The organism is Kitasatospora sp. NPDC058190 (assembly GCF_042883685.1).
In the GTDB taxonomy this organism is placed as follows: Bacteria; Actinomycetota; Actinomycetes; order Streptomycetales; family Streptomycetaceae; genus Kitasatospora.
On record NZ_JBHVVI010000041.1, the window covers coordinates 36,855 to 50,933 of the forward strand.

General features: G+C 73.6%; 9 protein-coding genes. 2 read left to right on the plus strand and 7 right to left on the minus strand.

The window, feature by feature from the left end:
• Nucleotides 1-97 precede the first annotated feature (97 nt).
• Genes ACFVWU_RS20035 through ACFVWU_RS20045 form a run of 3 tightly spaced genes read right to left on the minus strand, consistent with a single transcriptional unit; the run spans nt 98 to nt 6,359 of the window.
• Entirely contained in the window at nt 98-1,327 is a 1,230-nt protein-coding gene (locus ACFVWU_RS20035; RefSeq protein WP_387622514.1) for a cytochrome P450, read from the minus strand.
• Nucleotides 1,324-2,316 (minus strand): TauD/TfdA family dioxygenase, encoded by a 993-nt coding sequence (locus ACFVWU_RS20040; protein ID WP_387622517.1) that lies wholly within the window; start codon nt 2,314-2,316, stop codon nt 1,324-1,326. Before ACFVWU_RS20040 ends, ACFVWU_RS20035 begins: the two co-directional genes overlap by 4 nt.
• A complete protein-coding gene (locus ACFVWU_RS20045; protein ID WP_387622520.1) occupies nt 2,316-6,359 on the minus strand; it encodes a PA14 domain-containing protein in 4,044 nt (1,347 codons plus the stop codon). Before ACFVWU_RS20045 ends, ACFVWU_RS20040 begins: the two co-directional genes overlap by 1 nt.
• 163 nt (nt 6,360-6,522) lie before the next feature.
• Here ACFVWU_RS20045 and ACFVWU_RS20050 point away from each other — a divergent pair, with 163 nt between their 5' ends.
• On the plus strand, nt 6,523-7,176 hold the full coding sequence (locus tag ACFVWU_RS20050) for a response regulator (protein ID WP_387622523.1): 654 nt from the start codon (nt 6,523-6,525) through the stop codon (nt 7,174-7,176).
• Nucleotides 7,177-7,252: 76 nt separating this feature from the next.
• Here the strand turns inward: ACFVWU_RS20050 and ACFVWU_RS20055 are convergent, their stop codons facing one another.
• From ACFVWU_RS20055 to ACFVWU_RS20065, 3 genes are all read right to left on the minus strand, one after another.
• Nucleotides 7,253-7,507: a LysR family transcriptional regulator gene (locus ACFVWU_RS20055; RefSeq protein ID WP_387622527.1), complete on the minus strand. Its 255-nt coding sequence runs from the start codon at nt 7,505-7,507 to the stop codon at nt 7,253-7,255.
• A 180-nt stretch (nt 7,508-7,687) separates the two neighbouring features.
• On the minus strand, nt 7,688-9,649 hold the full coding sequence (locus tag ACFVWU_RS20060; RefSeq protein WP_387622530.1) for an FtsX-like permease family protein: 1,962 nt from the start codon (nt 9,647-9,649) through the stop codon (nt 7,688-7,690).
• Nucleotides 9,643-10,443 (minus strand): ABC transporter ATP-binding protein, encoded by an 801-nt coding sequence (locus ACFVWU_RS20065; protein ID WP_387622533.1) that lies wholly within the window; start codon nt 10,441-10,443, stop codon nt 9,643-9,645. The genes ACFVWU_RS20060 and ACFVWU_RS20065 overlap by 7 nt, the downstream gene beginning before the upstream one ends.
• 278 nt (nt 10,444-10,721) lie before the next feature.
• On the opposite strand from ACFVWU_RS20065, the gene ACFVWU_RS20070 reads away from it, so the two are divergent.
• Nucleotides 10,722-11,948 (plus strand): cytochrome P450, encoded by a 1,227-nt coding sequence (locus ACFVWU_RS20070; RefSeq protein WP_387622536.1) that lies wholly within the window; start codon nt 10,722-10,724, stop codon nt 11,946-11,948.
• Nucleotides 11,949-11,967: 19 nt separating this feature from the next.
• Here ACFVWU_RS20070 and ACFVWU_RS20075 read toward each other — a convergent pair whose 3' ends face one another.
• A complete protein-coding gene (locus ACFVWU_RS20075; RefSeq protein WP_387622538.1) occupies nt 11,968-14,025 on the minus strand; it encodes an ABC1 kinase family protein in 2,058 nt (685 codons plus the stop codon).
• Nucleotides 14,026-14,079: the final 54 nt, after the last annotated feature.

Below are 14,079 nucleotides of genomic sequence, written 5' to 3' on the forward strand. Positions count from 1 at the left end.
GCGGCGGGGTTCCGGGGTGCCGCCGAAAAACGCCGAGTGCCCCGCCGGGGGAAGGGCGGGGCACTCGGTTCATCCGGCCTCGAAGGGACGGGGGCCGTTATCGGGCCGGATGCAGGGAGACGGGCAGACTGCTGTACCCGTGCAGGAAGTTGGAGTGGATCGGCCGGGCCTGCCCGGTCGGCTCCACCCGCTCGACGTGCGTGCGCAGCGCGGTCAGCATCGCGTGGATCTCCGCCCGGCCCAGGTAGGCGCCGAGGCAGAAGTGCGGACCGTAGCCGAAGGAGACGTGCTTGTTCGGGGTCCGGCCGAGGTCGAACACCTCCGGCCGCTCGAACACCTCCTCGTCGAAGTTGGCGGAGCTGTTCCACAGGGTGACCACGTCACCGGCCCGGACGGTCCGCCCGGCCAGCTCCACGTCCGCCAGCGCCCGCCGCCCGAAGTGCATGCCCGGGGTGACCCAGCGCAGCACCTCCTCGACGGCGCTCTCCACCGCGACCTCGCCCGCCTTGAGCCGACGCCACTGCTCCGGGTGCTCGATCAGCTCCTTGACCGCGCAGATCATCGACAGCCGACTGGTCTCGTCGCCGCCGATGATGACGCTGTAGCAGTTGAGCACGATCTCCTGCTCGCTGAGCGGCTCGCCGTCGATCCGGGCGGTGGCCAGCACGCTGACCACGTCGTCGCGCGGGTCCTCGCGGCGGTCCTCGGCCAGCTCGGAGAAGTACAGCAGCAGCTCGTTGCGGGCGAGCACCGCGTCCTCGTCGGTCTGGCCGGCCTCCTCGGCGCTGAGTGCCTGCTTGGTCAGCGACAGCAGGTACGGCTGGTCGGACTCCGGCACGCCGAGCAGGTCGGCGATGGTGGCCATCGGGATGTGCTCGGCGACGTCCCGCGCGAAGTCGCAGTCCTCGCCCAGGGCCACGCCCTCCCGGATCAGCCGGTCGGCCCGCGCCCGAACCCCGTCCACCACCGGCTCCAGCACCCTGGGCGCGAAGGCCTTGAGCATCAGGTTGCGCAGCTCCCGGTGGCGGGCGCCGTCGGTGACGGCCAGCATCTTCCCGGCCGCCGAGTCCCCGCCCTCCAGGAGGGTGGCGAGCACGTTGCCGCGCTCGGAGGTGAAGTTGCGGGCGTCCCGGTAGACGGACATGACGTCGTGGTAGCGGGAGACGACCCAGAAGCCGGGCACCGCCCGGCCCTCGACCGGGTGCCAGTGCACGGGGCTGTCGGTGCGCAGCCGCCGCCACATCGCCCACAGGTCCTCCCGCGGCCCGAGGAAGGTCCACGGGTCGGTGAGGTCCGTGCCGACCAGCTCCGGGGTGGTCGCGGTCACGGCCGGTCCGTGCGCTGGGTCATCGACACCAGGACCTTGCGGTCCCCGGTGAACGGGCGGCGGCCGTGCGAGGTGAGCAGGTTGTCGATCATCAGCAGGTCGCCGGTGGCCCAGGGCTCGGCGAGCGTCCGCTCGGCGTAGACGCCCTGGATGGTGCTCATCTCGTCCTCGGTGATCGGCGTGCCGTCACCGTAGTAGGCGTTGCGCGGCAGGCCGTCCTCGCCGCAGATCTCCAGCAGCCCCTCGCGGACGGCCTCCGGCAGCGCGAGGACGTTGAACAGGTGCGCCTGGTTGTACCAGGTCTTCTGGCCGGTGACCGGGTGGACGATGGTGGCGGGCCGCTTCTGCCGGGTGCGCAGCACGTCGCCGTCCCAGGCGGTCTCGATGCCGTGGTCGGCGCAGTAGCCGTCCACGTACGCCTTGTCCTCGGTCTGGAAGCCCTCCTGCCAGGACAGGCCCATGCCGGTGCGGTAGGTGCGGGTGTAGAGCACGCCCTTGTCCTCGAAGCGGCTCACCAGGTCGGCCGGCAGGCCGGCCAGCACGGCGGCGCTGTCGGCGACCGGCGTCTCGCCGCCGGTCAGCGAGGCCTGGGCGCAGAAGAAGAACAGGTTGTGCGGCCAGTTCTCCGAGTAGGCGCTCTCGTTGTGCTGCGGGATGCTCTGGTCGGCCGGGTACTCCGTGGAGGTGTACACCTTGCCGACGACCTTGCTGCGCGGGGTGGAGCGCTCGTTGTAGTCGAGCGTCTTCCCGCCGATCTCCTCGGCCAGCTCGGCGAGTTCGGCCTGCTCGCGCAGTCCGCTGCCGCGCACCATGACCGCGGCGTGCTGGTACATCGCCGAGCGCAGCGCCCCGGTGTTGGCGGTGAACCAGGCGCGGTGGTCGCCGCCGTGGTGGGGGCGGACGGAGACGAGCCGGGTGCCGGCGCGCTCCAGGATCTCGGTGTCGGCGTCGGTGAACGCCACGGTGAGGTCGAGTTGGGAAGTCGTCATCAGTCCTGCTCCACGTCCAGGTCGTAGCCGTTGATGCTCGTGTGGTTGACCGGGTCGCCGGCCGCGTACTCGTAGGGGTTGAGGAAGGGGCCGCCGGAGACCGGGGCCGAGAACCGTCCGAGGGCCGGGTTGTAGACCCGGGTCTGGAGCACCACGCTGTACAGTGCGCCTTGGTGCTCGGTGCCCACGCGGTAGCGGCCGAGCCAGCCGTAGTCGAAGTCGCCGGGCATGTTGTCGGGCACCCGCTGGGGGTCGACGGCGCCGTTCGGGGCGAGCGGCTCGCCGTACAGGCCGTAGCGGTACAGGTCGCCCTTCCGGTTGCCGTTGTCGTCGGCGAGCAGGTAGATGTCGCCGCGCACGGTCGGGTAGCTCCAGGTGGTGCCGTCGCCGCGGAAGGGCTGGCCGGAGACCGAGGCGATCACCCCGCCGGGCAGGCCGACCACCCGGGTGAGCAGGTGCTTGTCCGCGTCGAGCACCAGGTCGACGGCCGCGGTGGAGTTGCTGGTGTGGCCGTAGTACAGCGTGCTGGTGCCCTGGGCGGTGGTGACGGTGCGGGTGGTCAGGTGGTCGGCGATGTCCTCGTCGTACGTGACGGCGGCGGCGTTGTCGCCGGTGATCGCGGTGCCCCGGTAGCGCTCCGCCGCGTCCTGCTGCTGGGTGACCTGGCGGCCGTCGACGGAGTAGCCGGTGAGGTGGCCGTTGAGGCCGTAGGTGGTGCCGGTGACGGGGTGGTCCCCGGTGGTCGCCAGCAGCCGGTCGGCGTCGTCGTAGCAGGAGCCGGTGACGGCCGTCCCGGCGGCGGTGGTCTCGGTGTCGCGGACCACGTTGCCGTTGGCCCCGGCGTTGGCCCGGGTGCCGGTCGGGCACTGGGCGGCGGCCGGCGAGGTGAAGTCACGCTGGTACTCGCGCCCGCCGATCCGGGCGTAGGTGAGCCGGCCGGCCGCGTCGTAGCGGAAGTCCGGTCCGGTGCGCCCGGTCGGGTCCCCGGCGACCGTCTCGTTGACGATGGTGCCGGACTGCGAGCGGGTCACCTCGGCCGGCAGGGCGCTGCCGTCGGCGAGCGTCGTGGTCTTGGCGGTGATCCGCCCGGAGCCGTCCCGGCGGACGGCCAGCGAGGTGGAGTTGCCGTAGTCGACCTTCTGGACGGCCCCGGCCGCGTCGTACTGGGCGGCGGCGAGTCGCCGGCCGTTCAGGGTGACGGTGAGGATCCGGCCGGCCGCGTCGTACTCGACCTGCTTGAACTGCGGCCAGTCGTCGTCGGACGGCGGGGTGAGCCACTCGAACACCGCGCGCCCGGCGCGGTCGTAGGTGGTGTCGGTGCGGGTGCCCAGCTCGTCGGTGTAGCTCACGGTGCGGCCGAGCAGGTCGGTGACGGTGGTGATGGACGCGCCGCCCCGGGAGGCCCGGACGGTCAGCGGGTCACCGTGGTAGGCGCTGTCGTAGACGACCGTCCAGGCGGGCAGGTTGGCGTTGCCCGGCATGGCCATCTTGGCGATCCGGCCGCGGGCGTCGTACTGGACGCAGGCCCAGTCGGCCCCGCCGAAGTTGACCGCGGCCGGCAGGCCCCGGCCGTTGTAGACGAACTTCTCCACCCGCGCGGTGCCGTTGGCGGAGGCGGGCAGGCTGATCGACTTCGGCAGACCGCGCTGCGGGGCCGGCGCGCTGCCGGGGTCGCACGGGTTGGCCGCGGTCTCGGTCTGGCCGTAGTAGCCGAAGGTCTGCCGGGTGCCGTCCGGGTTCACCTTGGCGGCCGGGCGGAAGGAGGCGTCGAACTCGTAGCCGGTGGCCAGGGCGAGGCCCTTGGGGTCGACCACGGTGGTGGCCGGGATGCCCAGTTCGTTGAGCCGGCTCTCCACGACCTGCGCGGGCACGCCGTCGCTGTCCGCGCGCTCGGTGCTCGAACCGGTCGGGCCGTAACTCGTGGTGCTGGCCGGAACCTTGGCGCAGTCCGCGGACGCCGGGCTGACCGGACGCAGGTCCGGGCCGAAGCAGGCGGCCGGGCCCGGGCCGTAGCTGCCGGCGGGCAGGCCCATCTCGTTGTAGACCGTGGTGGTCACCCGCCCGGCCGCGTCGGTCCGGGAGGCCGGCTGGTCGGCCGGCGTCCAGGTGGTCCTGACGGTGCGGCCGGTGCCGTCGGTGTCGCTGAGCACCCGGCCGGCGGCGTCGGTGCCGACCTTGCGGCTCCAGCCCTGCGAGCCGTTCAGGCCCGCCACGGTGACCTCGGCCGAACCGGCGGCGAAGCGGTAGCCGTGCTGCGCCCGGCGGTCCTGGCGGCCGCTCTGGCCCTGCGGGTCCGGGGCGGTGACGCGGGAGGCGGCGGCGGAGTCGCCCTGGTAGTCGATCGCGAACCGGGCCTCGGCGGAGTCCCGGCGACCCGGGTCGACGGCGATCCAGTCGACGATGAGCGGGGTCCGAACGGCGGTGAGCCGGTGGTCGGCCGCGAAGCCCAGGTCGGTGGTCTCGCCGCCGGGGTTGACCAGCCGGACCAGCTTGCCGTTGCGGTAGAGCAGGCGGGTGAGGCCCGCGCCGGGCACGCTGACCGCGCACACGTAGCCGGCCGGGGCGGCGCTGTCCTTGCACTCCGGGGCGCCGGAGTAGAGGAAGTGGAGCCCGGCGTCCTCGGCGGCGGCGATCCGCGTGGTGACGGTCTCGGCGGCCTGGGCGTTGGGGTGGGCGGCCTTGGCCTTGGGGTCCTTGGCGTCCTTGGCGTTCCCGCCCTGGGAGTTCTGGCCGTTGGCCCGGGGCGCGGCGTTCGGCGCGGCGTTCGGCGCGGCCCCGCCGGTGCCCTGGTCGGCGGGCGCCGTCGAGGCGCCGGAGCCGGCCGGGGCGGACGGCGCGGCGGGCGCGTTGGCGGCGGCCGTGGTGTCCGGGCCGGTCGCGGCGGGCGTCACGCTCCACCCCGCGGGCAGCACGGCCCCCGAGGGCTGCAGCCAGGACGCGGGCAGCGGCGCGCTGTGCCCGTCGCCGCTGACCCACACCGCCGCCTTGGCGTCGCCCGGCCGGTGCCGGTACTCGACGACGATGGTGTAGTCGCGGCCGGCCGCGAGCTGCAGCGCCGTGCCGTAGGCCGTCCCGCCCTTGCCGGCGGTGCCCTGCCAGTCGTCCAGTACGGCCTTGCCGTCGACCAGGATGCGCATCCCGCCCGCGTAGTCGCCGCCGAGCTTGTACGTCCCGTTCGACGGGACGCGCAGCGTCCCGGACCAGCGCGCCCGGAACGCGGCGTCGGGCGCGGCGCCGGGGTAGGCGGCCTGCTGGGCGGACCAGCGGAAGTCGACCCGGGCGTCGGTACGGACGGCGGCGGGCTTCTCGCCCGCGTCGATCCCGGTGTCCGCGTCACCCGCGTAGTAGGAGCCGGACAGTCCGGCGGAGCCGGCCACGGCCTGCGAGTTGTAGCTGAAGGTGGCGCCCAGCGGTCCCGAACCGGTGGACACCTGCGGGGTGTTGACGGACAGCGCGACATTGCCGTTGGCGAGGCTGACGCCGACCGGGCCCAGGGTGTCGGCGGCCACCGGGCCGCCCGCGGTCTGGGCGCCGAGCCGCTGGTTCACGGTGAAGGTCCGGGCCGGGGCGTCCGCGCCCGGTCGGCCGGAGGCGTCCTTGGTGTGGACGGTCCACCAGTACTGCCCGCCGTCCTTCAGCAGGCCCGTCGGCGGCTGCCAGCGCGGCGCGCCGAGCCAGCCGGAGGAGGTGACCTGTCCGGCCCCCGGGGCGGTGCCGGTGCCGATCACGAACTCGTAGGCCTGGGCGCCAGGTTGGGTGGCGGCCGTGAGCTGGGGGGCGGCATCGGCCAGCGTCGCGCCGTCGTCCGGCCCGGCGAGAACGGGGGCGCCGTCGGGCCGGGCGGCACCGGTCTGGTCGAAGGTCCCCTCCGGCCAGGCCGGCCGGGTCGGGGAACCCGCGTCGGCCGGCAGCAGCGCGACCTTCGACGGGTCGCCGCCGGCGGCGGCGGCCGGTAGGGGGGAAATCGCACCGAACAAGGTGCCGGACAGCGCCGCCGCCACCGCGGCCGCCGTCGTCGTTCTGAGCCTGCCAGAGTGAGCCATGACCACTCATCACTCCAAAACCTGGGGGGAGACACCGCACACGGCAGTCGAGTTCCGTGTGCCCAGATGCTGCCAGCGGCGCAATCATGGCCGAAGCCCACAGAGAATCTTTGAATACGCATTCGGTGGCCGTTCGCCCGGACGCCGGGATACGCTGCTCTGCGTGACCATCCGCATACTTCTCGCCGACGACCAGGAATCCGTCCGGATCGGATTCCGCCTGATTCTGGATTCCCAGCCCGACATGGAAGTGGTCGGCGAGGCCTCGGACGGTGTGCAAGCCGTCGAGCTCGCCCGGGAGTTGAACCCCGACGTGGTGCTCGCCGACATCCGGATGCCCGGCCTGGACGGCCTGGAGGTCACCCGCCGGCTGGCCGGTCCGGACGTCCAACACCCGCTGCGCGTGGTCGTGGTGACCACCTTCGGCCTCGACGAGTACGTGCACACCGCGCTGCGCAACGGCGCCTGCGGCTTCCTGCTCAAGCGCTCCGGCCCGGCCCTGCTGGTCGAGGCGGTGCGGGCGGCGATGGCGGGCGACACCCTGATCAGCCCGTCCATCACGGTGCGCCTGCTGCAGCACCTGCAGGCCGCCCGGCCGCCGCGTCAACCGGCCGAGCAGACCACGGATCTGACGGAGCGCGAGGTGGAGATCGCCCGACTCGTCGCGGAGGGGCTGACCAACGCGGAGATCGGTACCAAGCTGTTCATCTCGGCGGGCACGGTGAAGACCCACGTCGCCAAGATCCAGCGCAAGCTCGACGTCCGCAACCGGGTCGGCATCGCGGCCTGGGTGTGGGACAGCGGCCTGACGGACTAGGGGCGTGTCTTGCAGGTCCTTGCCGGGGTCGCGACAAAACCCGCAAGACACGCCCCGCGCCAGGCCGCGCGGGACCTCACACCGTACAGACGCCCTTCATATTGTCGATCAGTGTCAGTACGGCCTTGGCCGACGGAAGTATCATCCGGCCTTCCCGGGTGAGTCGCGCCCCGGTGGAGTCCCGGTCGAAGAGTTTGGCGCCCAGCATCTGTTCAAGACATTTGATCTGGTAACTGATGGCGGGCTGCGAATATCCGAGTGCCTTCGCGGCCTGATCCATGCGCCCGATCTCCGCCACGGACACGAAAGCGCGGAACTCACGCTCGTGCATGTCGCCCCCTGTTCTCGACTGAATGCCCCTCCATACCAGCCGAGTCGGAAGGCGGGAGCAATGGCTCGTGCAGGAAGCTGCCGCGCGGCCGGGCGGACCTTGCCCGACCGGATCCGCCCCGTCCGGTCGTGGAGTCCGGTTCGTCCGGCGGTGGCACACGGCCGGTGAGCCGCCGGCGCCCTACCCGAGGGCGGCCCGGCCGGTGCGCCGGGCCGCGTACCGGGCGGGGACGATCGAGGCGGCCACACCGACCACCACCGCGGCGAGCAGGCAGCCGGCCGGCTGCGACCAGGGCAGCGACAGCCCGCCGCCCGCGTCGCCGCGCAGCGCCCGGGCCGCGGCCAGCCCCAGCACGGCGCCGACGGCGATCCCCAGCACCGCCCCGAGCAGGGAGTTCAGCACCGACTCCACGGTGATCATGCGGATCGTCTGCCCCCGGCTGAGCCCGAGCGCGCGCAGCATGTCCAGCTCGCGGGGCCGTACCGGGGTGGACAGCGCCAGGGTGTTGACCACGCCGAGCAGCGCGACCAGCAGCGCCAGCGCGAGCAGCAGCCGGACGAGCGCGAACAGCAGCGCGAACCCGTCGTGGACGCCGTCGACCACCTGTTCCCTGGTCAGCAGCGAGACCCGCGGGCCGTCCCCGAGCAGCGGCGCGATCCGCGCCCGGACCTCCTCGGCCCGGGCCCCGGCGTCCAGCCCGAAGAAGGCCTGGGAGGCAAGGGTGGTGTGGAACCCGGCCCGGGCGTCGGCCCAGGGCACGACCACGCCCTCGACCAGGGAGGAGTCCCGGAAGATCCCGGCGACCCGGTAGCTGTGCGCGGCCCCGCGCCGGTACTGGACGGCGATCCGGTCCCCGACCCGCACCCCCTGCTCCTCGGCGGTGGCAGCGCCCATCAGCACCTCCCCGGCGGGCAGCCGGTCGACGGCCCCGGCGCTCCCGCGCACCCCGAGCAGCGCCCGCGCGGTGGCCCAATCCTGCCAGCCGACCGCCTTCACCCGGCTCCCGCCGACGGTGGCGGTGTCGACGGCCGCGGCGGCGACGCCGCGCACCCCCGGCACCCGCGCGGCCACGGCGAGCGCCGCCGGGTCGATCGCGGCCGGGGCCGCCGAACCGCCGCCGGTGGCCACCAGCTCCGCCCGGAGGTCGCGGTCGAGGTCCGCGGCGGCACCGTCGCGGACCGAGGCGGCCACCGCGCCGAGCGCGGTGACCAGGGCCACCCCGATCATCAGCGCCGCGACCGTGACGGCCGTCCGGCGGGTGTCCCGGGCGGGGTTGCCCCGGCCCAGCAACCCGGGCAGCGACCGGGCGAACAGCGCGGACAGCGCCCACCCGGCGGACCGGCTGATCAGCGGGGTGAGCAGCGCGAGGCCCAGCAGGGCCGGCAGGGCCCCGGCCAGGACGACGCCGAGGCCTCCGGAGCCGAGCAGCCCGAGTGCCAGCAGGTCGGCCCCGACCCCGAGCAGCGCGACACCGGTCCAGGTCTGCCGTCGGCCGGTACCCGACGGGACGACCGCCGGGCGAACCACCGCGAGCGCCGGGACCGCGGCGGCCCGCAGCGCCGGGACCAGCGCGGCCACCGCGGTCACCGGCGCCCCGAGCGCGAGGGCGCCGGCCACCGCGCTCGCGGGCACCGCGAACGGCACCCCCGGCATCCCGCTGCCGGCCCCGGTCAGCAGCCGGGCGCCCAGCGCGCCGACCCCGGTGCCGGCCGCCAGCCCGACGCCGGAGGCGGCCAGTCCGGCCAGCAGGGACTCCGCGAGCACCGAGCCGAGCAGCTGCGCCCGTCCGGCGCCGATCGCCCGCAACAGGGCCAGGTCGCGCATCCGGCGGGTGACCGCGACGGAGCAGGTGTGCACCGTCAGCAGGACTCCGGCCAGCATCGCCACCGCCGTGAAGCCCAGCAGGACGTGGTCGCTCAGCTCCAGCACCCCGCGTACCGGGGTCAGGTCGTCGTACCCGCCGCCGAAGCGGGCCCTGGCCGAACGGTCGAGGATGTCCCGCAGTATCAGCGCGCCGGAGGCCGACATCACCGCCGGCGCCACGGCCAGACCGGCCGACAGCAGCCGCGGCCGCCCGGCGGGCAGGCTCCTGAGGGCTGCCGTCAGCGTGGCGGGCAGACTCCGCAGGGCCGCGGTCAGCACGGCGCCGTCCGCTCGGGCACCAGCGGGCCGAGGCCCGCCGTCCGTTCGGCGTCGAGGGTGTGCATCGTCTCCAGGACGGCCTCCAGGGTCGGGTTGCGCAGCTCGTCGACGATCCGGCCGTCGGCCAGGAAGACCACCCGGCCCGCGTAGCAGGCGGCGGCAGGGTCGTGGGTGACCATCACGACGGTCTGGCCCAGGGTGCGAACCGAGTACCGGAGGAATCCGAGCACCTCGGCGCCCGCCACGGAGTCCAGGTTGCCGGTCGGCTCGTCCGCGAAGATCACCTCCGGCCGGGACACCAGCGCGCGGGCGCAGGCCACCCGCTGCTGCTGCCCGCCGGACAGCTGGGCCGGCCGGTGGTGCAGTCGCCCGGCGAGCCCCGCGATGCCGACCACCCGGTCGAACCACTCCGCGGAGGCCCGGCGGCCGGCGATCCGCAACGGCAGCAGGATGTTCTCCTCCGCCGTCAGCGCCGGCAGCAGGCTGAACTGCTGGAAGACGAAGCCGACCCGATGGCGGCGCAGCCGGGTCAGCTCCCGGTCGGACATCCCGCGCAGCCGGGCCTCGCCGAGGAAGACCTCGCCGTCGGTGACGGTGTCCAGCCCGGCCAGGGTGTGCAGCAGAGTCGACTTCCCGGAGCCGGAGGGGCCCATCACCGCGACGAACTCCCCGGCGGGGATCTCCAGGTCGATGCCGCGCAGGGCGGCGACCCGGGTCTCGCCGTGGCCGTGCAGTTTCGTCACGCCGACGGCACGGGCCGCGATCTGTCGTCCCGTGGAAACGGCCGTCCCCATCCGACTCACCCTTTCCCACCTGGTCGAACCACGGTCGGTCGTGGCCCGGGCTCCGACCGCGGCGCGCTTCGTCCACGCCGCACACCCGGGATTCGGGAAAGAGCCTAGAAACGAACCGAGGGAAACCGAATCCGCCGAACGGGAGAGATCCTCCCCACTTCCGGCCGCCGGCGCCCAGGACAGATAGACCTTTTGAATCCGCCCTATGCCGAAAGGAGGAGAGCGCCTAGCGTTCCCGGCACATGGAAAGCCCCTTGGGTGACGTACGGAGGACAGAGATGGTGGCGGGGACACGGAACCTCTCCAAGTTCTGGATGCTGACCAACGACTTCACCCAGAACCCCTTCCCGGTCCTGGAACACCTGCGGCGGGAGAGCCCGGTGCGGGAACTGGCCTTCCCGGACGGCGGCCGTGCCTGGGTGGTGACCCGGTACGACGACGCCAAGGCCGCGCTCGCCGACCCCCGGCTCAGCCGTGACATCCACGTGCAGTACCGGCTGATGTCCGAGCGGATCGGCCGCGCGCTGACCCCGCCGCCGGAGGAGGCCAACCACCTGGCCAACCTGGAACCCCCGCGGCACACCCCGCTGCGCAAGGCCATCAGCTTCGCCTTCACCCCCCGCCGGGCCGAGGCGCTGCGGCCGCGGATCGAGCGGATCGCCGACGGGCTGCTCGACCGGCTGGCCGACCGGCCCGTCCCGGACCTGATCGCCGGGTACGCCGACCCACTGCCGGTGATCGTCATCGCCGAGCTGATGGGCGTCCCCTCCGACGCCTGGCCGGACTTCCTGCGCTGGTCGACCGCGCTGCGCACCCACTCCCCCACCGAGGGTTCCGGCGAGCTGGACCGCAACATCCAGGAACTCTCGGGGTTCATGCGCGAGTTGATCGCCAGCAAGGAGCGGGAGCCGGGCGAGGACCTGCTGTCCGCCCTGATCCACGCCGATCCGGAGCGCCGGCTCACCCCCACCGAGATCCTCTCCACCGGCTTCGCCCTGATGACCGGTGGCAACGACACCACCGCGAGCCTGGTCGGCGGGGTCATCGCCGCCCTGCTCACCCACCCGGTGGAGCGCGCCCGGCTGTTGGAGGAGCCGGGCCGCTGGGGCAAGTCGATGGACGAGCTGATCCGTTACGTCAGCCCGATCAGCAACGCCCTGCAGCGGGTCTCCACCGAGCCGGTGGAGCTCGGCGGCGTTACCATCCCGGCGGGCGAGGTGGTGATCATCTGCGTGATGTCCACCAACCGGGACACCTCCCAGTTCCCGGACGCCCCGGAGGAGTTGGACCTCGACCGGGACAAGCCGGCGCACCTGAGCTTCGGCTTCGGCATCCACTACTGCTCGGGCGCGCACCTGGCCAAGCTGATCACCGAGATCGGCGCCCGCCGCCTCTTCGAGCGCTTCCCGGACCTCACGCTCGCCGTGACCCCGGACCGACTCCGCTACCAGCGCAGCCCGGTGGTCCGCCCGCTGGAGGAGCTGCCGGTCCAACTGCATGGCTGACGCACCGTCACCGTCCGCGTCAGGTCCTCCGCATGGCGGCGAACAGGGCCCGGAGCATCAGGATCGCGCTGGCCACCAGCGCGTGGTAGCCGAGCAGCGGGAACAGCCCCAGCTCCGCGGTGACCCTGGGCCCCTTCCCGGTGCCGAACACCACCAGCAGCACGCCCATCAGGCCGGTGCAGGCGGCGAGCAGGGTGATGGTCACCTGGTGGATCAGCCCCGAGATGAAGCGCCGCTCCCGCTCGTCCGCGAGCACCCGGACCCGGACGCTGAGCCGGCCCTCCTCCAGGGCGGTGCTGATCCGCTCGGCCCGCCGGGGCAGTCGGCGCAGCATGGGCAGCACCGAGAGGAACTCCTGCGCCGCCCCGTACGCCAGCGAGGTGGCGGCGGAGCCGATCCCGCCGCCGGCCTTGGTGTGCTTGAACCCGAGCCGTTCGGTGAGCGTCTCCACGGCGAAGGTGCGGGCCTCCTCCAGCAGGTTGAAGCCGGGCGCGAACTGGGTGAGGGTGCCCTCGACCGTCGCGAGCGCGCGGAAGAGCGCCGCGACCTCGGGCGGGACGGCCAGCCCGAACCGGGTGATCATCCGGAACAGCGCGCTGAACAGCTCCAGGTCCGCGTGCGCGCCCGCGCCCAGGTGCCGGGCCATGAACCGGCCCAACTCCCGCTCCAGCAGCAGCGAGTCGGGCATCAGCTCGTCGTCGGTCAGCGCCCTGGTGCCGAGCAGGCTGATCAGGGCGTCGTGCATCGCGGCCGGGTCGTGGCGGTCCACCGCGACCAGCAGCTCCTGGACGGCGAGCCGCACCGAGGGGTCGATCCGACCCACCGAGCCGAAGTCGAGCAGCCCGATCCGCCCGTCCGCGAGCAGCAGCAGGTTCCCGGGGTGCGGGTCGGCGTGGAAGACGCCGACCCGCAGGATCTTGCGGAGCATCGCCCGCAGCACCTCGCGGGCCACCTCCTGCCGGTCGTGGCCGGCCTCGTCGGCGACCGGCCCGGCCCGGTCGAAGGTGACCCCCTCCAGCCACTCCTGCACCAGCACCCGCGCCGAGGAGTACTCGTAGTAGACCTCCGGGATCCGCACCCGGGCGTCCGGCTCCCGGCCGCCGGCCTGCGCGACCGCGTCCGAGTTGCGCGCCTCGATCCTGAAGTCCAGTTCCTCGCGCACCGATTCGGCGAAGCCCTCGCCCAGGTCCACCAGCCCGAGCACCTGCGCGGACCGCGCCCGGGCCTGCACACTGCGGCAGAGCGTCAGCACGATCTCCAGGTCGCGCTCGACCGACTCGCGGATCCCGGGGCGCTGCACCTTGACCGCGACGGTCGGCCCGCCGTGCAACCGGGCCCGGTGCACCTGGGCGATCGAGGCGGCGGCGAGCGGCTCCCGCTCGAACCACTCGAAGGCCTCCTCGATCGGCACCTCCAGCTCCTGCCGCAGCACCGCCGCCACCTCGTCCCACGGCGCCGGCGGCACCTCGCTCTGCAGGCGGCTCAGCTCCTCGATGAAGTGCGGCGGCAGCAGGTCCCGTCGGGTGGACAGCACCTGGCCGAGCTTGATCCACGCACCCCCGCACTCCTCCAGCACCAGTCGCAGCGAGCGCGCGACCCGCTCCCCCTCCTCCCCCGGCGTCACCAGCCGTTCCCAGGCCATCCGGCCGCTCACCAGCCGGCCCAGCCCGTGCCGGACGAAGATCCGGCTGATCTGCGAGTACCGGCGGGCCCGGTTCAGCCGCCCGCTCAGCCCGCGCAGCATCTGCAGCGGCAGCGCCCAACTGCCGTACGGCAGGAAGACCTCTGCCAGCACCAGGGTCGCCATCGCTGCCAGCAGGGACAGCAGCAACTGGATCGAGGACAGCACCCCACGGTTCTCGGCCCCGTGGACCATCTGCCCGAACACGAACTGCGCCGCGAGCCCCACCAACCCGGCCGCCATCGCCCGCGACGGCCCGACCCGTATCCCCAGCAACCGCCGCGAGGCCGCCGCGATCCCGAAGACCACGACCCCCAGAATCGCCGCGGCCACCGGGACCATGTACAAGGCCACCGACGCGTCCCCCGCCGAGACACCAGCCATCAGATCGGTCACGGAGCCACCCCCACGCTAGGTCGCTCGCCACCCTAGGCGGCGGCCCCCGGCCCG

Coding starts and splice junctions, on each gene's coding strand:
- ACFVWU_RS20065 (WP_387622533.1), bottom strand. CDS start 10,443: ATGGGGACGGCCGTTTCCACGGGACGACAGATCGCGGCCCGTGCCGTC.
- ACFVWU_RS20055 (WP_387622527.1), bottom strand. CDS start 7,507: ATGCACGAGCGTGAGTTCCGCGCTTTCGTGTCCGTGGCGGAGATCGGG.
- ACFVWU_RS20045 (WP_387622520.1), bottom strand. CDS start 6,359: ATGGCTCACTCTGGCAGGCTCAGAACGACGACGGCGGCCGCGGTGGCG.
- ACFVWU_RS20040 (WP_387622517.1), bottom strand. CDS start 2,316: ATGACGACTTCCCAACTCGACCTCACCGTGGCGTTCACCGACGCCGAC.
- ACFVWU_RS20070 (WP_387622536.1), top strand. CDS start 10,722: ATGGTGGCGGGGACACGGAACCTCTCCAAGTTCTGGATGCTGACCAAC.